General features: G+C 58.3%; 13 protein-coding genes. 8 read left to right on the plus strand and 5 right to left on the minus strand.

All coding sequences use genetic code 11. The annotated features are described in order from the left end of the window. Positions 1-471: 471 nt before the first annotated feature. From IEW18_RS18585 to IEW18_RS18605, 5 genes are all read right to left on the minus strand, one after another. Positions 472-1,758 carry a M16 family metallopeptidase gene (locus IEW18_RS18585; RefSeq protein WP_229728854.1) on the minus strand — a complete coding sequence of 429 codons (1,287 nt, stop codon included), beginning with the start codon at positions 1,756-1,758 and terminating at the stop codon, positions 472-474. A 14-nt stretch (positions 1,759-1,772) separates the two neighbouring features. Further along, a complete protein-coding gene (porV, locus tag IEW18_RS18590) occupies positions 1,773-2,963 on the minus strand; it encodes a type IX secretion system outer membrane channel protein PorV (RefSeq protein WP_188559386.1) in 1,191 nt (396 codons plus the stop codon). A gap of 57 nt (positions 2,964-3,020) precedes the next feature. Further along, positions 3,021-6,956 (minus strand): type IX secretion system sortase PorU, encoded by a 3,936-nt coding sequence (gene porU, locus IEW18_RS18595; RefSeq protein ID WP_188559387.1) that lies wholly within the window; start codon positions 6,954-6,956, stop codon positions 3,021-3,023. 225 nt (positions 6,957-7,181) lie between these two features. Beyond that, positions 7,182-7,874: a CDP-diacylglycerol--serine O-phosphatidyltransferase gene (gene pssA / locus IEW18_RS18600; protein WP_188559388.1), complete on the minus strand. Its 693-nt coding sequence runs from the start codon at positions 7,872-7,874 to the stop codon at positions 7,182-7,184. A gap of 58 nt (positions 7,875-7,932) precedes the next feature. After that, the gene (locus IEW18_RS18605) at positions 7,933-8,568 is read right to left on the minus strand and encodes an MBL fold metallo-hydrolase (protein ID WP_188559389.1); all 636 of its coding nucleotides are present in this window, start codon (positions 8,566-8,568) and stop codon (positions 7,933-7,935) included. 232 nt (positions 8,569-8,800) lie between these two features. On the opposite strand from IEW18_RS18605, the gene IEW18_RS18610 reads away from it, so the two are divergent. From IEW18_RS18610 to ccsA, 8 genes are all read left to right on the plus strand, one after another. Beyond that, positions 8,801-9,913 (plus strand): NAD(P)/FAD-dependent oxidoreductase, encoded by a 1,113-nt coding sequence (locus IEW18_RS18610; protein ID WP_188559390.1) that lies wholly within the window; start codon positions 8,801-8,803, stop codon positions 9,911-9,913. Positions 9,914-9,922: 9 nt separating this feature from the next. Next, positions 9,923-13,276 carry a TolB-like translocation protein gene (locus IEW18_RS18615; RefSeq protein ID WP_188559391.1) on the plus strand — a complete coding sequence of 1,118 codons (3,354 nt, stop codon included), beginning with the start codon at positions 9,923-9,925 and terminating at the stop codon, positions 13,274-13,276. 221 nt (positions 13,277-13,497) lie between these two features. Then, positions 13,498-14,139 carry a heme exporter protein CcmB gene (locus IEW18_RS18620; RefSeq protein ID WP_188559392.1) on the plus strand — a complete coding sequence of 214 codons (642 nt, stop codon included), beginning with the start codon at positions 13,498-13,500 and terminating at the stop codon, positions 14,137-14,139. Between the two features lie 169 nt (positions 14,140-14,308). Further along, on the plus strand, positions 14,309-14,980 hold the full coding sequence (locus IEW18_RS18625) for a cytochrome c biogenesis protein (RefSeq protein WP_188559393.1): 672 nt from the start codon (positions 14,309-14,311) through the stop codon (positions 14,978-14,980). Continuing rightward, positions 14,961-15,209, plus strand: coding sequence for a CcmD family protein (locus IEW18_RS18630; protein ID WP_229728844.1), 249 nt, complete (start codon positions 14,961-14,963; stop codon positions 15,207-15,209). Before IEW18_RS18625 ends, IEW18_RS18630 begins: the two co-directional genes overlap by 20 nt. Before the next feature lie 184 nt (positions 15,210-15,393). Next, entirely contained in the window at positions 15,394-15,822 is a 429-nt protein-coding gene (locus IEW18_RS18635) for a cytochrome c maturation protein CcmE domain-containing protein (RefSeq protein ID WP_188559394.1), read from the plus strand. A gap of 9 nt (positions 15,823-15,831) precedes the next feature. Beyond that, a complete protein-coding gene (locus IEW18_RS18640) occupies positions 15,832-16,833 on the plus strand; it encodes a hypothetical protein (RefSeq protein WP_188559395.1) in 1,002 nt (333 codons plus the stop codon). Positions 16,834-16,899: 66 nt separating this feature from the next. After that, positions 16,900-19,503, plus strand: a complete 2,604-nt coding sequence (gene ccsA, locus IEW18_RS18645; RefSeq protein WP_188559396.1) for a cytochrome c biogenesis protein CcsA — start codon at positions 16,900-16,902, stop codon at positions 19,501-19,503. Positions 19,504-19,592: the final 89 nt, after the last annotated feature.

The raw sequence follows: 19,592 nt of genomic DNA on the forward strand, positions 1-19,592 counted from the left end.
CCGCCAACCTTATCACATCCTGCTGCCCCCCGCGACCTTGTGCTGCGGGGGGCAGTTGTGTTGTAGGCCCCCCGGCCTGCCCTGCCCCCGCTCCGCCTTCCCCGGGCTCTGGCTGCCGCCGTCGGCTTGCCGGCCACCACGCTGGCCGCCACCCCAAGGGCGAGGAGAAGGGAAATAGAACTCAATTTCATTAGCCATTATCTGCTAATAGAGCTAGATAGGGAACCAATGTGGCTATATAACCGATGGTAGTATTCATGCCTATTTATATCAGGCCTTATTTTCTTTTGGCAGATACAGGAAGCTTACATATGTAGTTTATTATAACGCTTCAATGCTCATGAAAGCAGTGTTACTGATGTGAGGTGTAGTATCAGTGGTGCATGAGAATAACTGCCTAGCATTCTAGATATACAAAAAGGGAGCCTTGCACCAGCAAGGCTCCCTTTTTGTATACGAGCAATCTTTAGTTTACTCCTTGGGTCCTGTTACTACCTCTATCATTGAGTTAGCCGATAAGTATTCCTGTGCTAATGCCAACAGGTTGTTTGCTTTGACTGCTTGAATTCTTTCCACAAACTCAGTATAGTAAGTCGTGGGAAGACTATGAAATATTAAGTTCATATACTTATCGCACTGTTCGAATACGGTACTGAGTTCGTTGGCAAACTTACCAGCCATATAGTTCTTGACGGTTTGCAACTCATCATCCGGGATACGCTCAGTTTGCAGCCGGCTCAACTCAAAATGGATTTCCTTAATGGCGGCTTCCGTGTTAGCTGCATTGACATCAGAGCCAATGACAAAGCTGGAAGCATGTTCGCGCGGGTTTACACTGGCGTAGATGCCGTAGGTTAAACCTTTGTCTTCCCGGATATTTCGCATCAGCCGCGAGCCGAAGTAGCCTCCTAGTACTTTAACCAGTACCTGCAACTCATGCGTTTGTGGATGACTTAACGGCGGCCATAGTTTCCCGATGCGGAGTGAAGACTGCAGACTGCCTTTGAGCAACACGTAATCTTGGGCTGGTGCGCTTACTGCTTTCGGTACTGTAGGCAGTAGGGTAGGTTCTGCTTTTGATAAGGAAGCAGTAGTACCTAGCAAATCACCAACTAACGTTTGATCTGTATTCGCGACGTCACCGCACAGGAATATTTCGCTTTGCGATAATTGGTAGCGCTGCTGAAAGAAGGTCCGAATCTGAGCGGCCGTAACTGTACGAAAGAGGTTCTCGTCGAATTTGGTGCCGTAGGGATACGTTGAGCCAAACAAGTTATGAGAGAATTGCTCTGCGGCTAGGTAGCTAGGTTTCTGCCGTTCAACGCGCACGTTCTGAATCGTGCGGGTTTTCAGCTGCTCCAGTTCTGGCTCCGGGAATGTGGGTTCTGTTATTACATCCAGCACCAGAGGTAGGAGCTTGGGCAGGTGACGAGTTAGGCAGTATAAGGTGAGCGTGCCCCGATCAAAGCCTTGCTCGCATTCCAGGGACGCGCCGTAGAAAGCTATTTCATCCGCAATCTGCCGGGCTGTGCGCGTGCGGGTGCCTTCAAGCAGCATACGCGCGGTGAGCAAGGAAATACCAGGCGCAGGCTCATACCATTTGCCAGCTTTGAATACTACTTGCAGACGTACAACGGGCTGGGCATCGTTGCGCAGCACATGCAGACGAGCTCCATTGGGGAGCGAAAACACGTCAGCCGCGGGCAGCGTTACGCGGGCCAGCGGCTGAACGGGAGGAGCGACTTTACGGTCGAGCATCAAAAGAGAAAAAGTTAGTTGGAGGTGTCGCCGGAGCTGCCGAAGGCTTCGCTCAGTTCATTGAAGTTAAAGTGCAACGACACGCGTAATGTTTGGGCCAACGGGTTAGCTCTAGAATTGGGCACTAAATAGGCCCCATCAACCCCGAATACTTGATACCGGACACCAGCCCCAACGCTGAGGTATTGGCGGGCGCCACTGTTGGGGCTCTCGTAGAAATAGCCTACCCGAGCCATCAACAAATCATTGTATACATACTCAAGTCCGCCGGAAAGGTTAATCTCACGCAGCTCCCCCTTAAACCCATCAGGAGAGTCGCCGAATGAGCTGGTGATGCCGCGCACGATGCCATAGTCGGCCCGTTTGAGATTTTCCTCTATGATCCTTGGGTCATTAGAGGGTACGCCATCTTCGTAGTAGGGGCTAGGTACCAGGAGCTTGTTGACGTCGAAGGCTAGTGTAATCTTGTTGTAGGCATCCAGCTCTTTCGTGATAGCAGTGCCTAACTTCAGATTAGTGGGAAGAAAATCTGGCCGGTTAGCGCGGGTATAGCTGATTTTATTGCCGATGTTGGAAACCGCGCCCCCGAAGGCCAAGCTGTACTCACCAGCGCCAATCGTAAGGTCCGTATTATAGTAAGCACCCAAGTCTACGGCAACTGCGTTGCCAGGATTCGTGTCGGTGATATTGCCGCCGGTAAGGTTGGAGCGGATGTAGCGGGCATTGATGCCTACCCCGAATTTTTCGCTGAGCTTTTGACCATAGCCCACACTAAAGGCATATTCCTTGGGATTAAAAGTGCCGTTAGCTGCTCCTGTGGAAGTACGATACTGGATTTCCCCCAAATCGAAATACATCAGGTTAGCCGCAAGCGTAGCTCGCTCGCCAATTTTGGTCGTTCCACTCAAATAGGCTAAGCCCATGTCATTGGCCACACCAGCTAACCAGGGAGTGTAGGAGGTAGAAACACTGTGCTGATAGCGCACAAAGCCCAATTTACCAGGATTGTAGTACGCGGAATTGGCATCTGGGCTAATAGCCGCGCCAACCTCTCCCATTGCTCCCGAACGCGAATCTGGGCTAACCGTCAGGATGGGAACAGCGGTGGTAATTGGAATAACCCGGTCCTGGGCATGAGCGGTAGCAGCCAGGCCCAGCAGACCCGGCAACAGCATGGAGCGCAAGGTCAGTTTCGTCAGTGTCATAGGGGAACGAAGAAAAGATAGAGGCGGAAGGTAGGCGAAATGCGGAAGCTTTTGCTTTTAGTTAAGCAGAACTAGTTTTTCAAATTTAGAGGCCGTGGAGCCGTCACGAGGGGAGCGGACACTGACGCGGTACACGTAGACACCGCGCGCTAACTGATCATGATATTCGTCGCGGCCGTCCCAGCTGATGGAGGCTACGTGGGGGCCGCTGCTCAGCGCCGAGGCCTGCAAGGTTCGAACCAGCTTACCCGATACCGTGAAAATCTGCACCTGTACCTCCAGCTCTTCGCCTTGGCGGTTATGGTCGAAGTGAAAGGTAGTGGCGCTAGCAAAAGGATTCGGGTAGTTCAGGACGTGTTGCAGGGCCAGCTTTTCGGTAGGCGCCGCAATAAACTCAATGGCGCGTTCGGCCGAGTTATTCCAGGTATCCCAGGCCTTCACGCGCAGCTCGTGGGGACCCGGACTGAGGTTTTTGAACAGATACTTCACCTGCCCAGCTTGGAAGCTGTCTACTTTGGCCGTGTAGAATTCGTTGAGAATAGTAACCTTGGTAGGGTCGCCGTCGAGGGTAGCGGTAAGGTCGTGGCCGATGCCGGTACCCGCTGTGTTGATGCCGCTGGCGTCGCGCAGGTTGCCAATCAGCGTGGTCGTCGTCCCCGTTAGGCCCCCAAATACAAAGCTGGTTTCACTGTCCATGTACAGCTGAATGCGGGGCGGAATAGTGTCGCGGTACGCCAGCTGGGCCGCGTCGCCGACGGGAATAAGCCGCTGACCGTGGGCGTCAGTGCGGGCGGTAGGGTCAGCCGCGTACAGGCTGATCTTGCCTAGCCCAACTTGGTAGTTGATGTCTTTGGGCACTACAAACTGCAGCTTAAACTGCCCGTTGCTGACCGTAGCGGGGCCGTCGTAGAGCACATTTTCGCGCACAGCAATCGGCGTAGGCTTATCACCCGATTCGTTGCCGAGCGTCATCACCGTGGACTTCTTCTCGAACACCTGCACCTGGGCAGTACCCGCGAAACGAGCATTGCGCTGCCCGGCGCGCCGGATTTCGCCCTTTATTTCCACTTGCCGCAACGCCTTCAGCGTATCAAGCTGAGCCGAGGCGGCCGATTTGCCGTTGACCTCGGTTACTACGGCTTCCTGCTCCGGGTAGGCCAGCCGCATGGAGGGGTCGCCGAGCAGAGCGTAGTTGCGGTTATTGTCGCCGGAAACCGCCGCGTTTTTGGTGGCCTGGCAGATGTCGCCAATGCGGGGCATGCTACCACTGGCAAGGGGCGTAAACAAGTCGCGGAAGAACTCCACGGCCATGTTCTGGTTCCGATCTGCATATACTACCCGGGTGGTGGTGAACAGGCCAATGGCGCCCCCTGCAATATCGGTCAGGGATTGTTCGCCGGCCGAGGTAAACTCGGGGTTGTCGTAGGTACTGAAGTCGCAGGTGCCCGTAAACAGGAAAGACAGACGGTTGCTGTTCCGCAGCCGTAGTACCGAGGAATTGGTTAGAATCTGCTCCTCGGCCCAGCCTTTGGGGCCCCCGTGCCCAATGTAGTTGATCAGCAGGGAGCCTTGCTCGAAGGCCTCGTCAATGGATTGCTCAGCCGCGGGGGAGCGTTGACCCGCCGCCACAATCACCTGAGGGTACATGTCGAGGTAGTGTTTGTACACGTTGTAGCCCCGGGCGGTAGCAAGCGTATCGAGCGGGTTGGTGAGCTGCTCGGTGTAGGTAGTAAACAGGTTGTTGTCCCCGTCATCGGCCACGAAAGAAAGGCGGTTGCGCCACTTTCCGTAGCTGGCCGGCGAGTCATACGCAAGCAGCTTGTCAACAACGAGCCGCGCCTGGTCGGGAGTCCGTACGGGTAAGCGGCCTACGCCAATGTCGAGCAGTTCGTTGTTGGAATTGGGGGCCCAGCTGCCTTCATCGTCGTCGAGCAGGCCGTAATAGTCGTCGGAGGAGTACGTAATGCCCTGGGCGCCGGGTCGCGCGCCCATAATCTGGTCAAAGCTTTCCGCTGATTCGTACACCGGCACAAAGTTCTGGTTGATTTTGTCGGCGTTGGCCGGGAGCCGGTTTTTCCACCAGGTGGGCAGCTGGTCGGCTTGGTTGGTAGGGCCGGACTTGTAGTCGTAGGAAGCGTCGCCGAACAGCAGCAGATACTGACGCTTACCGGCTGGAGCCCGGTCGTACACCATTTTCATGAAGTCCCGGATGGCCGTAACGTCCTGTCCTCCGGAGCCGAACTCGTTGTACACTTGGCTAGTCGTGACTACCTGCGCGGTCAGGCCATCGTGCGCGGCACGGTGGGCCGCCAGGCGGTTGGCCTGGGCCAGGAAAGCCGGATGAGTCAGGATAACCAATTCCAGCTTGCTGTCGAGGTTAAGGGCGTGCAGGTTCTGGTTGGCAACCCGGCCAAAGTTGCGGGGGGCCGGGAAATTGCTGCCGCTAAAGGCCACAAACTCCCGAACGGTATCAGTGCGGGCCAGGAAGCTGCCGTTAGCGGCCGCTACCTCAGCCGGCCGGCGCGGGTTGCTGACATCCCAGATGGTAACGCCGCCAGCATTGGCCAACTCATACTGGCTGATAGCGCCGGGAGCAATGTTTTCGAGGGAACGGAACTCCAGCTGGTTGCCCGTAAACCGGAGCTGGCGGCGGGCATTGAGCTCAAGGTAATCCAGGTAGCCTTTCGCGGCCGGGTCGTTGCTGCCGTTGTACGTGAGGTCTACCTTGACGGCGGCCGGTGCCGAAGCAGGCACCACGTAGCTCAGCGTCGTGAGGTTCGTGTTGGCTACCTCGGGGTAGCACCCGAAGCCGCTGGTGCAAAAGTAACCCGGCACTACCTGATTGGCAGCCGATTGCCCATTGATACTACTCTGAAAGAAGGTAGCCGCCGCCGAGGAGGCCGCCACCGATGACGTCACTTGCACCGTAGTGCCGGCTACCAAATCGGGTACGGTAAAAGAAAAAGACTTCTGGTCGGAAGTCGAGAACTGCTCTCCTAGCCACACCCGGCCCGATTTAGCCAAGTTCAGCAGTTCCAGCTCGTAAAACTGCCGGTCCGTAAACGTGGTGATGCGGGCCGTGGCGGCGCCCGTAACTGTTGGAGCCGTGGCAACGCGCCGGCCGGCAGTACTGCCCACCGTCAGGAAGTAATAGGCGGTGTCGGTGTAGGGGTTCAGCTGGTGCTGGAAGCGCGCCGCGCCGCCCGCCCGCGTCCAGGTGTGGGGGCCGCGGGCGTAGAACAGGAAGTACTCGTTATCATCGAGGGTAGCATTGGCGTCGCCCACGAAGCGAATGGGATTTTCGGCCAGGTCGTCGGGCCGGAAGGTTTGGCTGGCCTGAGGCAAAGTGCCCATGGCATTGCCAAACAGGCGCAAGCGGGCCGGGTCCAGAGCCTGTACGTTGAGCCCCAGGCTGGCCAGGGCTTTCTTATCGAGCTTGTAGATGCCACTTCCCGGAACCCCAATTTTAAACCAGTCGCCCTGACTGAGAACCGAGGCGCGGGCGTACGTGCGGGTACCGGCGGCCGGCCGTTGGGCAGTTGCGCCCCGGGAATAGGCGTAAGCAAAGGAAACGAGCTTTTCGGCCTGCCCGGTTTGTGGGTTACGGCGCAGGGGTTGCAGTGCCAGCAGCGTTACTGGCTGGCGCTGCTCCAGGCCGGTTACGAGCCGCACGGTTGGGGTAGTCGGCAGCGCGGCTAGGTCCAGCTGGCGCGCATCGGCGGCCGCAACGGGCTCATACACGGCTTCGCGCAGGCTGCCTTCGGTTACTGTGCCCAGAAGCCTAAGCTGATACGTGCCGACTTGCTCGTTCAAGCGGAAAAAAGCTCCCCGGAAGGATGGCACCCGCCGCTGTTGCCCCCGGATAACTACGGGTTCGGGGCCCGTCCAGGCAATACGCGCCCGCACAACTTGCTCCGTTGCCTGGGCCCGAGCCGGTGGGCCGCCCACGCTTATTCCCAGTAAGAGCAACAACCAGCAAGTAAAAAACCGCATAGACAGGGCGCAGAAATCAGGACAATATAAAAGCGGCAGCTTTGGGCAGGCAACAGGATAGACAGTAACTCAGTTCAGCGCAAGGTAGGTAACTGCCGAGCCTACGAATTATTGCGGCCCGTGGCTAGAAAATTACAACTTCATGAACGCAGTAACTCCGGTACTCGGATTGATAACCGGCCCACCCCGGCCGCCTAATTACTGAGTATCACCTACCGGGCCGCCTTAGGCCGTTTTGGCCCGCGTGAGCATGGACAGCAGCACGTACAGCAGGATGATGGGCGGAATAGCCGCGGCGCCTAGCACCAGCAGCAGCCCCAGGCTTAGCAGCAAAAAAATAAAGCGCACTTGGTTATCCTGCCAGCGGAAAGACTTGAATTTCAAGGCAAACAACGGCAGCTCCGCCACCAGCAACCCCGATAAAACCACTGTTAGCGTGAGCAGGAGCCAGGGGTTCAGAATGAGCTTGGTTATGCCCAACTCATCGTGGGCCATGATGAGCGGGAGGGAGGCTACTACCAGGGTGCAGGCCGGGGTAGGCAACCCAATAAAGGAGTCGGACTGGCGGGTGTCGTTGTTGAATTTGGCCAGTCGCAGGGCCGAAAACACCGTGAGTAGAAACCCCGCGTAGGGTAGCCAAGTGGGCAAGTCGGCTCCGGCCTGGCGCAGCAGGTCAAACAGGAAAGCGCCCGGCACCACGCCAAAGGATACCATATCAGCCAAGGAGTCGAGGTCTTTGCCGATGGGGGAGGAAACGTGCAGGGCCCGCGCCAGCAAGCCGTCAAAAAAGTCGAATACGGCCGCCAGCCCCACAAAATACGCGGCTGTTTCCAGCTCGCCCGCGAAAATGTGGCAAAGGGCCAGGCAGCCCGAAAACAGATTAAGACAGGTAACGGCGTTCGGAAGATGTCTTTTCAAGGGAGAGGAGAAAGAATGCCTTGGAATAAGGGAAAGTAAGCGCGGCGCAAACGGCGGCTTACTTCAGGAATGGATTGGTGCGGCGCTCTTGGCCAATAGTAGTAGCTGGCCCGTGGCCCGGATATACAACCGTATCGTCGGGCAATGTCAATAGCTGGCTTTTGATGCTGGCAAGCAGGGTAGCATGGTCGCCGCCGGGCAAATCGGTGCGCCCGATGCTGCTTTGGAATAGCACGTCGCCCCCAATAACGGTGCTGGTAGGAGCGTGGTAGAAAACAACATGGCCCGGGGCATGACCCGGGGCAAAGCGCACTTCCAGTTCAGTCTGGCCAAAGCGCACAGGCTCACCAGGCGTCAGGAAGCCAGTGGGCTCGGCCGGATTGTAGCGGGCAAAGCCGTAGCTGGGGGCGTAAGCCGGCACCGAGCGGAGGGTCGCCAAATCGGCCTCGTGAATCAGGAAGGGTACTTTATAGGTATCCACCACAAACTGATTGCCGAAAACGTGGTCGATGTGGCAGTGGGTATTCAGCAGCAACACTACCTGCAAACCCTGCTCCTCAATAAAGCTGCGCAGGGCTTCCTGCTCGGCCCGCTCGTAGCAGCCCGGGTCAATGATGACGCACTGGCCCGTGGCGTCGTGCAGTACATAGGTGTTCTCGGAAAAGGCGTTGAACGTAAAGCCAGAAACAGTCATGCGCAAAGGAAAAGGAGCCGGCTTGTAGCCAGGAATCAAATTAGGAGGGTAAGTTACGAGTCTTGCTTTGAATGAAACGGGTAGCCGCCGGCCCAGCCGCTCCGGCCGGGCGAAAGAATAACGGCTAGGCGCCTGGCCGCCTGAGCTTACTAGGCGCGCCAGCCCTCGGCCGGGCTTGTAACGCCTCGGGGCCGCACGTAGTGTTCTGGGTTTCTGCCTTACCTTGCCCGCCATGACACGCGTTGAGTATTTACTAGTTGGTTACGGCATTGCGGGGGCCACGCTGGCCGCGGAGCTGCGGGCGCGCGGCCACCAGGTGCTCGTGCTGGATACCTTCCAGCCAGATTCAGCCTCGCGGGTAGCCGCCGGCCTGATGAACCCGGTAGCCGGCAAGCGGTTTGCCCTGGCTTGGCGGGCCGACGAGCTGCTGCCGGTGGCGGCGGCCTTCTACCAAACCCAGGAGCAGCGGCTAGGCCAGCGGTTTTTCTTTGAGCTGCCCATTCTGAAGCTGTTCTCGTCGGTGGGTGAGCAAAACACCATCATTGCCCGTAGCGCCGATCAGCCCTGGCAGGACTTTGTGGAGGACCCCGGCGCGGAGCTGCCGGCCCGGCCGGGCGTGCGGCAGGAGCTGGGCGGCTTGCGCATTCGGCGTGGGGGCTACGTGCGGATAGGGGAACTGCTGAGCGCGCTGGCTGCGGAAGGGGAGCAGGAAGGGTGGCTGCGTCACGAAACTTTTGATTGGACGAAGCTTGTTGCCCAGCCGGATGGTAGCCTTACCTACGCCGGCCGCGTGCAGGCCCGGCACCTAGTGTGCTGCGAAGGAGCGGCGGCCATCCATAACCCGTACTTTCAGTGGCTCCCGATAACTCCTAACCAAGGGGAGGTGCTGGATGTGGAATGCGCCGGGCTGCCGGAAGCGGAGGTACTCAACAAAGGTGCCTACGTGGTGCCGCTCGGGGAACATCGGTTCCGGGTGGGAGCTACCTACCGCTGGCCGCCGTTTGCCGCAGGCACCACGACCGAAGCCCGCCAGGAGCTCAGCCAGCGCCTCCACGACATGACCGACCAACCGTTTCGGGTGACGGGGCAGCGGGCTGGCGTGCGGCCCGCCGTGCGCGACCGGAAGCCGCTGCTCGGAACCCATCCGGCGCTGCCGAACGTACATATTTTCAATGGCTTGGGCTCCAAAGGGGTAATGATGGCTCCCCGCCTGGCCCAGGTGCTGGCCGACTGGCTGGAAAAAGGCATCGAGCCCTGGCCCGAAGTCAATATCCGGCGGTATTTTACGTTATATTCTTCGGGTCCGGCTCCGGCCGGCCCGGCTACTCCTGCTCCCCGCTCCTAGCTTTCTCCTATGAAGCACATATCCTTACTTTCCCGGCGCCATTTGGGTCGTCCGGCTGGCGTGGTAGCCCTGCTGCTGGGGCTGGCATTTTCCGGCGAAACCGCGCGGGCCCAAACGGCCCAGGAGCCCTTTGGGCGGGTGCGGATTCAGTACAAGAACTTCGACTGGCTGCAGCTTAGCACCCAGAACTTCAACATTTACTACTACGCCGGCGGCGAGGCCAATGCCCGTCATGCCGCCGAGTACGCCGAGAAGGAGTTGCAGCGCATCACCGGCCTGATTGGGTACTACCCGTACTCAAAAACGACCATCATGCTTTATAACTCCGTGGGCGACCTGCGGCAGAGCAACGTGGGCCTCGATACGGACAAGTACGCCACCGGCGGCGAAACTTCTCTGGTGCGCTCCACTAAGGTGCAGATAGCCTTCCAAGGCCAGCAAACGCGCTTTAAGCAGGATTTGAGCAGCCGCATTACCCGCGTGCTGCTGAATGACATGATGTACGGCGGCTCGCTCAAGGAAGTCATCCAGAGCACCTACCTGCTCCAGCTGCCCAACTGGTTTATCAGCGGGGCCTCGGCCTACGCGGCCCAGGGCTGGAGCGTGGAAATGGACGACTACATGCGTACCATGACCAAGGAGCACGAGGGCAACCGCACGGCCCCGTTCTTTCTGCGTAACCCCGAGCTGGCCGGCCAAAGCATCTGGAATTACATTGCGGAGCGTTACGGCTATACCTCCGTGCAGAACATCCTGAACCTGACGCGCATTACCCGCGACGTGGAGGTGGGCATCAGTTCCTCCCTGAACGTGCCGTACAAGGTGTTTCTGAAGGATTGGCTCGGGTACTACCGCCAGCTGAACGCTCAGCCGCAAACGCCTTACCAGCAGGCCGATGAGGCCCGGCGCGTGGTGCGCAACAACCGCAAAAACACCATCTACAGCCAGCCGGTGCTTAGCCCAAACGGGCAGCGCCTGGCCTACGTGCAAAACGACCAGGGCCGCTACCGGGTAGTGGTGGTAGACAAGAATGGCCGGGGCCGCGACGTGGTGCACCGGGGTGGGTACAAAACCCCCGATCAGGAGGTAGAAACCCGCTTGCCGGTGATGGCCTGGCGTGGTAACGGCCAGCTGGCCGTAGCCGAAATGAGCAAGGGCAACCTGACGCTGCAGCTCCGCGACGCCGATGGCGTTGTCTCGAACATGGTAAGCCGCCTGAAAAGCCTGCTACCTAACTTTGGCCGGTCCACTTCCCTGTTTGCTCAGTTCTCCCAGATTACCGACTTGAACTACTCGCCCGATGGCAAGTCGTTGGTATTTAGCGGGGTGCGCAACGGGCAAAACGACCTGTACTTACTACGGGCGGGCAGCCGGACCCCGGAAAAGCTGACCAATGACGTATTCGACGACGTGGAACCCAGCTTCTTGCCCGGTGGGGGCGGCATCGTGTTTAGCTCGAACCGTTGGCTTGATTCGGCCGGCACGGCAAAGGGAAGCTTTGGGGCAGTTGTCAATAACTACGACCTGTACCTCTACCACCTCGATGGCCGGGCGCAGTCGGTGGAGGTGCTGGCCAACACCATTTCCAACGAAGGACGCCCGCGGGCCATTTCCGACTCGGAAATTCTGTTTTTAAGCGAGGAAAGCGGGGTGCGCAGCCTCTACCGGATGACGCTGGCCACCAAGCAGTACCGCCCCGTTACCAGCTTCCTGGCCAACATCAAGGACTACGACTACAACGCTACCACGGGCACGCTGGGCTTTGTGGCCGCCGATGAGGCGCGCGACTACGTGTATCTGTACCCGAGCTACTCGCTGCCCGACAACCTGACGCTCTACAAAACAGCCCGGCAAGAAACCCTGGAGGACCGCTCCAGACCGGCCAAAGCCGCCGTGCCCACCGCAACCCGGCCTGGGCCTACCATTGCCAACGCCACCCAGCAAACGGAAACGCCCGCTACACCTCCCACTACCGGAGAAGCTGCCCCGGCCACCACGGAGCCGGCCGCAGCTCCCGCAAAATCCAGTGGGCGCATCAATACCAGCGACTACGAGTTTGACGAGGACATTCCGGTTTCGCGGGCCAACCCTGGCACTCCCGTAAAGCGGCGCGCTGCCACGGTGGTAGCCCTGCCCCAGGCCGCTCCCAGTGAGGCGGCTTCCCTGGTAGGCCCTTTCCGCTACGACACCCGTTTCAGCATCGATAACGTGGTTTCTTCTCTGTACTCTGACCCTCTGCTGGGCCTGGGACTGATGGGACAGGTAAACATGTCGGACCTGATGGAGGACCACCGGATTCGGGCGGGAATTTTCGGCCTGACGGACCTGCGGACTAGTAACATTTTCGCGGAGTACACCAACCTGAAGCGCCGCTACGACTGGAGCATTCTGTATCAGAAGCAGGCCTATTTCTTTGATAATGAGACGACGGGCCGGACGCGGTTTGGGCGCCACGAAATAGCACCTACCATTGCCTACCCGCTCACGCACAACCTGAGTGTGCGCGGTGGCCCGCGCTTCGTGAACGTAAGCCGCAAAACCTTCACCGACCTGAACGGGGCCAACGACAGCAACACCAGCTACCTCGGGGGCGCCGGCGAGCTGGTATTCGACAACTCCATTGCTACCGGCGTGAACATGCTGCAAGGCACCCGCATGAAAGTGGGCATGACCCGCCTCTACGATGTGGCCGGCGGCGACAGAGACTTCACCAAGATTTACGTTGATCTGCGCCACTACCAGAAAATTCACCGCCAGCTGATTTGGGCCAACCGCGTGAGCTTTGGGCAGTATATTGGCGGGGGCTCCTCGCAGCCCTTCTTCCGCCTCGGCGGCATGGATAACTGGCTGAACTACGATTACGACGACAGCCAGATCATTGATGCCACCGGCAACAGCCCCGATCCGGCCCAGCTGCCGCCTACCCAAATGTTCTACCAGCAGTTTGTAACCAACCTGCGCGGGTTTGACTACAGCAAGCGGGTGGGCCAGAAGTACGTGCTCCTGAACACGGAGCTGCGCCTGCCCATTATTCAGTACTTCTCGCGTAACCCCATCGAGTCGGGTTTCTTCCGCAACCTGCAGCTGACGGCCTTCGGAGATTTGGGTACTACCTATTCTGGTGCAAACCCCTTTAGTGTCAACAACTCCATTAACACGCAGGTGAACCCTGGCAACTTGGGCAATGGCAACAGCTTCACCGGTACGGTAATCAACTTTGCCAACCCCATGCTGTACGGCTACGGGGCTGGTATTCGCACTACCATGCTGGGCTTCTACGTGAAAGGTGACATGGCTTGGGGCCGGGAGCAGTACACGGAAAAAGGACCGAAGCTGTACGTAACGCTGGGCTACGATTTCTAGGCAGGAGCCACAAGCCACAAGTTCTTTAACCCAACGGGCCTTTCACTTTATCGGTGAAAGGCCCGTTGGGTTTTGGGCAAAAGCACCTTCAACGCAGGCTTGGTCGAGCAGGTTGTGGTATTCCCGGGCGGATGCGGGGTAATCCGGGAGTTGGGTTGTATCTTTGCGGTCCTTTTACCAGCCGTGTAGCCGTGACGCTTCTAAGCGAAATTTGGGTGTTGATGCAGAAGGACTTCCGTCTGGAATGGCGCCAGCGCGCGGCCCTGAACGGCATGCTCCTGTACGTGGGCAGCACGGTTTTCGTCTGCTACCTCAGCTTCTCGCTCCGCGGTGGGCAACTGCCGGCCCCGGCCTGGAACGCCCTGTTCTGGATTGTGTTGCTGTTTTCGGCGGTAAATGCCGTAGCAAAGGGTTTTTTGCAGGAAAGTCGGGGCCGTATGCTCTACTACTACACAGTAGTACGGCCCCAGGCCGTGATTCTGGCCAAGATTGGGTACAACGCCCTGCTGCTGTTGGGCCTGGCGCTGGTAGCATTTGGGCTGTACGCGGTGGTGCTGGGTAATCCGGTTGAGAATACGCCGCTGTTTATGGGCAACATGCTATTGGGAGCGGTGGGGTTTGCCAGCACCCTGACCCTGGTATCGGGCATTGCGGCTAAAGCCACCAACAGCAGCACCCTGATGGCCGTGCTGGGCTTCCCGCTGATGGTGCCCATGTTGCTGCTGCTCATCAAAGTTTCCAAAAATGCCTTGGATGGGCTGGAATTCGAGGCCAGCCAAAGCTCCCTGCTAACCCTTGTTGCCCTGAACCTGATTGTGGGGGCCGTGTCGTATTTGCTATTCCCTTTTCTGTGGCGAAGCTGATGCGAAATATTGGCAACCAGTTGGTTAATAGGCTTGTTGTGGCTAACAATAAGCCGTTTGGCGCCGGGGCCGCGCACATACTGGCGCCCCTGAAACGAACGGCCAGTTGTGCTCCTTATAGCAGCGGGCTACCTGCTGCCGGCTTCGCCTTCCTAATTTCTTGCTGCTCATGAAAAATACTTGGTGGAAAGCCCTGAGCGTGGTGCTGCTGCTGTACGTGGCCGTGGCAGGGCTCCTGATGCCAGTTCCGCGCCTGGCCATTCTCAACGAGAGTATCCGCAATCTGTACTTCCACGTGCCCATGTGGTTTGGCATGACGTTCATTCTGATTGCCTCCGTGTACTACTCCGTGCGCTACCTGCGCAACCCGGCCCCCGAGTTGGACATTCGGGCCCACGAGTCGGCGCGCATTGGCATTCTGATGGGCTGTGTGGGTTTGGCTACCGGTAGCATCTGGGCCAAATACACCTGGGGTGCCTGGTGGACCAACGACCCCAAGCTCAACGGGGCGGCCATTGCCATGCTGATATACGGAGCTTACCTGGTGCTGCGCTCTTCCTTTACTGATGAGCAGCAGCGGGCCCGCATTTCGGCCATTTACAACATCTTCGCCTTTGCCACGGCCATGCCCCTGTTCTACATTCTGCCCCGCCTAACGGACTCCCTGCACCCCGGGGCAGGCGGCAACCCGGCCTTTGCCCGCTACGACCTCGACAGCGACATGCGGCTGGTGTTTTATCCGGCTGTTATCGGCTGGACTTTACTGGCATTCTGGCTGGCTCAGCTGGCTAGCCGCGTTTCCTTGCTCAAACTGAAAGTATATGAAAAACAGCTTGCCTAAGCTCCGCGCCGCGCTGCTCCTGCTGCTGACCCTGCTGCTGCCGGTGCTGCGGGTAGCTGCCCAGGCCACTGCCGCCCCAGACTCGCCCGAGATGGCCGACGCCCTACGCCAGAGCGGGAAAATCTACGTGGTCGTTGCCGTCATCACGGTAGTGCTGGCGGGTTTATTGTTTTTCCTGATTTCGCTGGACCGCAAGCTAAGTCGCCTTGAAAAGGAGGTAAAGGAGTAAGCAGTGAACAGGCGGGAAAGTGAGTTTAAGGAGCTGTATGCGCAAGTGAGGCTATCAGGGCCTCATAAACGACAATCCACTAATTCGCCATCTCATAATTTCACCATTTTTGGTGGACCTTTGCCATTGTTTTTGTTGTTCTGAATGTCCTCGGCTCCGGGTGGAGCCAGCCTGTTGTACCGACATGAAAAAAGCCCACATTCTCGCCATTACCGTCATTGCCGTGGCCATTGGCATTATCATGAGTGCCGCCGGTGATGCTAGTGTGTATGTCTCATTCAAGGAAGCCCGGGAGCGGGCCGCCGAGGGAAACCTAACCAAAGTGCACGTAGTCGGCCGCTTACCCCGCGACGGGCAGCAGAACATTCTGGGCCTGGAATACAACCCGACCCTCGACCCCAACTACTTCGCCTTTACGCTGGTAGATACCAACCGCATTGCGCAGCGCGTGGTGTATTTCAACCCTAAACCTCAGGACTTCGACAAGTCGGAGCAGGTAGTAATTACCGGCGCCATGCGCAACAACCTGTTCGTGGCCGATAAGATCCTGCTCAAGTGCCCCTCTAAGTACGTGGAGAAGGATATCAAGGGCGCTACCGCTTCAGTTAACTAATACAACAGCATGAGAAACCAGTTGCCAACGGCCATTGCCACTACCCCGGGAGATTTTCCCCGCTGGTGGCGCGTGGTCGTTGGCAACCTGTTTTTACTGCCGGGTGCTTTGCTGGCTGCCAAAGGCCAAGTACCCAACAACGATATTGAGCGGCGGCGGGTGCTCCGCTTAAGCGAGGCTGTTGTCTCTAGCACCACCGACTGCACCGTGCAGTGGGCCTGCGTGGATGAAAAGCTCACCGGCAAGTGCATTGAGTACCATAACGACCAGTGGTTTGAGTTTACGCCCCGCACCGCGGGCCGGTACTACGTGAACATTGGCGGGCAGAAATGCCGGGATACGCGCGGGGTGCAACTGGTGGTGCTGACGGGTCAGCCCTGCCAGCCGGCTACTTACCGGGTGCTTTCCTGTACTTCCCTGGGTAGCCAGGACGATGTATTTGTGCTGCTGGATTCTTTGCAGGCTGGGCAGCCTTACCTGCTGAATGTGGATGGCTACCTCAAGGACTTCTGTCAGTTCAGCCTATCAGTCAGTGACAAGGCCCAAGGCGTACCTGCCCAGCCGGCGCCCCTGCTGGCTTCCGTAGCACCCTCCGCCAACAGCAGTTTTACCCTGCGCTGGACCTTGCCCGATTCCTTGGGGTCCGCCCAGCAGTTCCGGGTGTTGCGGCGCGAGGCAGCGGCTTTCCGGGCCTCGGAGGTTGCCACGGTGCCCGTGCAGCGCACTACCTACGGCACCACCAGCCCCGAATACACCTGGACGGATACGCTTAGCGCGCCGGGGCGCTACCTCTATCAGGTAGTTGCGAAGGCCGCTGACGGTACGGCTTCGGCCGTGGTGCAGCAGCAGTGGTACGCTTACAGCCTGCCCTTGCCGCAATCCGACAAAAACAAAGTACAGGCTGCCGCCGAAGGAGCTAAGCGGGCCGCCAAAGCCCAGCAAAGCTGGGAGCGGCGCGGCCACCGGGCCCGGATGAAACGTCTGGCCGGGCAGCGGCACCCTAATTCTTAAAAACAAGTTTGTGTTGGCCGGGTAGTATACCGGCGGGCTAACATTTCCTCTTCAACGCAGTAGCACATGTTGAATACAGTAATCGGCGACGTTGGACACCTGAGTGTCATCGTGGCATTTGTGGCGGCTACGGTAGCGGCGTACTCCTATTATAAGGCGGCGCAGGGCCGGACCCTCGGCGACACGGATGCCTCCTGGCTCCGGATCGGGCGGGGCGCTTTTGCCGTGCATGGCCTGGCCGTGTTCGTGGTTATAGCGGCGCTATTTGGCATCATTCACGGGCACCGCTACGAGTATTACTACGCTTGGAGCCACAGCAGCAACCACCTGCCGGTGTACTACATGATTTCCTGCTTCTGGGAAGGGCAGGAGGGTAGCTTCCTGCTCTGGATTTTCTGGCACGTGCTCATTGGCTTTGTGCTGATGCGCTATAGCCGCCGCTGGGAGGCGCCCGTTATGTCCATTTTTGCCGGGGTGCAGCTGTTCCTGACTTCCATGATTCTGGGGGTTGTACTCGGCGACTTGAAGATTGGCTCCTCGCCCTTCATTCTGCTCCGCGACTTTATGCCGGACCTGCCGGTGTTTAAGCTTAACCCTGACTTTGTTCCCAAGGACGGTACCGGCCTAAACGCCCTGCTCCAGAACTACTGGATGGTAATTCACCCGCCCACGCTGTTTCTGGGCTTTGCCCTGACGCTGGTGCCCTTCGCTTACGCCATTGCCGGCCTTTGGAAAGGTGAGCTGACCAAATGGGTGCGCCCGGCCATGCGCTGGACCCTCTGGGGTGGCCTCGTGCTGGGCGTGGGCATCGTGATGGGCGCCTACTGGGCCTACGAAACCCTCAACTTCGGAGGCTACTGGAACTGGGACCCGGTAGAAAACGCCGTGTACATCCCCTGGCTGGTGCTGGTGGCTTCCTTGCACGGCTTGGTGCTGTGGCAGCGCAGCCGCACGGCCCTGCGCACCTCGTTTGTGCTGGTCATTGCTACCTTCCTGCTGGTGCTCTACGCTACCTTCCTGACTCGAAGCGGGGTGTTGGGTAACGCCTCCGTACACTCCTTTACTGATCTGGGCCTTTCAGGGCAGCTGATTATCTACCTGATGGCTTTTGTCGTGCTGGCCATTGGCTTGCTGGTGTGGCGCTGGAAGCAAATTCCCATTTCCCCGAAAGAGTTGACTACCTATAACGCCGAGCTATGGGTGTTTGTGGGTGCTACGGTGCTATGCCTGGGCGCTTTCCAGGTGCTGGTTACCACCAGTATTCCGGTGTACAATGCGTTTCTGGGCTTTATCGGCATTAAATCCAACCTGGCTCTGCCCGCCGACCAGATTCAGCACTACACCAAGATCCAGCTCTGGATGGGGGTAGGCGTGGCCTTCTTCTCTGGCTTAGCCCAGGTAATGTGGTGGCAGAAAAATAACAAGGAGTCGTTGACCAGTTCCCTGACTGTGCCCGGCATCCTGACCCTGCTCGGAGCGGCTCTCGTAATTCTGCTGGTGCAGTACTACGGCCTGAAGATGGAGGTAAGCTACATTGTGCTGCTCACTACGGCCCTGTTTGGGGTGCTGGCCAACCTCGGGATGGTGTTTACCCTGATGAAGCGCAAGGTGAGCCTTTCGGGGGGAGGTATTGCCCACATTGGTATTGCCCTGATGCTGCTGGGGGTTCTGGCCTCGGCCGGCTACTCCAACATCATCAGCCAGAACGTCTCGGGCCTGCTGTACTCGCGTGAGTTCGACGAAACCACCAACCGCGACAACGTGCTGCTCTGGCGCAACGACAAAGCTCCCATGGGCAAGTACGATGTAAGCTATACCGGCCAGTACCTCGATGCTCCGGGCGTACCCGGCTACGTAGACAAGCAACTGCTCTTCCGCACCGCCGACGAGTACAAGGCCCTGGCCCGCGCCGACATCAAACGCGGCGACCAGGTGTACTACAAAGCTGGCGACACGGTCGACATTCTGCCCGAAAACACTTACTACCGCGTGGAGTACAAGGACCGTAAAACCGGCGAAGCCTTTGTGCTGTACCCGCGCGGCCAGGTGAACGAAGAAATGGGAGAAGGGCTACTGGCCTCACCAGATATCAAGCGGTTCGCTGACCATGACATCTACTCCCATATCAGCGCCGTGCCCCCGCCCGACAAGGAGAAGGACTGGAGCGAGGTAAAAGAGCACGTGCTCAGCGTCGGTGACACCATCTTCCTCAACGACTACTTTGCCGTTTTCCGCGGGGTAGAGCCCGCTCACCAAACCGCCGGCCTCGGCCTGGCCAAGGGCGACTTGGCTATTCAGGGCGACTTCCTGGTGTTCGGCGAGAAAAAGCAATACCACGTGCACCCCGTGTTCGTGGTGCGCAACCGCCTGATTGGCCGCGTACCAGACGAAGTAGAAGACCTGGGCCTGCGGCTAAGCTTCCTGAACGTAGACCCCCAGAAAGGCAAGTTTACCTTCGGCGTAAGCACGACCCAGAAGGACTACATCATCTTGAAAGCCGTGGAGAAGCCCTTCATCAACTTGCTCTGGAGCGGCACCCTGCTGATGGCTGTCGGTTTCGGCATGGCCATTTACAAGCGCCGCCACGAAACAGAGGCTGTTTTGGAGCCCACCGGTGCTGAGGCAGTGCCCACGCTGCAGCCGCAGCCAAAAGCGCGGCAGGTCGCCTAAAGTCATTATAAGTCAACAACAAAAAGCCCTGGCCGGTGTGGCCAGGGCTTTTTGTTGTCTGGGCATTTTAACTCGAAAGCAAGTTGAGG

This window comes from Hymenobacter glacieicola, from assembly GCF_014640315.1.
Taxonomy (GTDB): domain Bacteria; phylum Bacteroidota; class Bacteroidia; order Cytophagales; family Hymenobacteraceae; genus Hymenobacter; species Hymenobacter glacieicola.

What these genes read in the sequence shown, in the direction of transcription:
- IEW18_RS18585 (WP_229728854.1), bottom strand. Translation starts at nt 1,758, where the DNA reads ATGCTCGACCGTAAAGTCGCTCCTCCCGTTCAGCCGCTGGCCCGCGTA.
- porV (WP_188559386.1), bottom strand. Translation starts at nt 2,963, where the DNA reads ATGACACTGACGAAACTGACCTTGCGCTCCATGCTGTTGCCGGGTCTG.
- porU (WP_188559387.1), bottom strand. Translation starts at nt 6,956, where the DNA reads ATGCGGTTTTTTACTTGCTGGTTGTTGCTCTTACTGGGAATAAGCGTG.
- IEW18_RS18605 (WP_188559389.1), bottom strand. Translation starts at nt 8,568, where the DNA reads ATGACTGTTTCTGGCTTTACGTTCAACGCCTTTTCCGAGAACACCTAT.
- IEW18_RS18610 (WP_188559390.1), top strand. Translation starts at nt 8,801, where the DNA reads ATGACACGCGTTGAGTATTTACTAGTTGGTTACGGCATTGCGGGGGCC.
- IEW18_RS18615 (WP_188559391.1), top strand. Translation starts at nt 9,923, where the DNA reads ATGAAGCACATATCCTTACTTTCCCGGCGCCATTTGGGTCGTCCGGCT.
- IEW18_RS18620 (WP_188559392.1), top strand. Translation starts at nt 13,498, where the DNA reads ATGCAGAAGGACTTCCGTCTGGAATGGCGCCAGCGCGCGGCCCTGAAC.
- IEW18_RS18625 (WP_188559393.1), top strand. Translation starts at nt 14,309, where the DNA reads ATGAAAAATACTTGGTGGAAAGCCCTGAGCGTGGTGCTGCTGCTGTAC.
- IEW18_RS18630 (WP_229728844.1), top strand. Translation starts at nt 14,961, where the DNA reads ATGAAAAACAGCTTGCCTAAGCTCCGCGCCGCGCTGCTCCTGCTGCTG.
- IEW18_RS18635 (WP_188559394.1), top strand. Translation starts at nt 15,394, where the DNA reads ATGAAAAAAGCCCACATTCTCGCCATTACCGTCATTGCCGTGGCCATT.
- IEW18_RS18640 (WP_188559395.1), top strand. Translation starts at nt 15,832, where the DNA reads ATGAGAAACCAGTTGCCAACGGCCATTGCCACTACCCCGGGAGATTTT.
- ccsA (WP_188559396.1), top strand. Translation starts at nt 16,900, where the DNA reads ATGTTGAATACAGTAATCGGCGACGTTGGACACCTGAGTGTCATCGTG.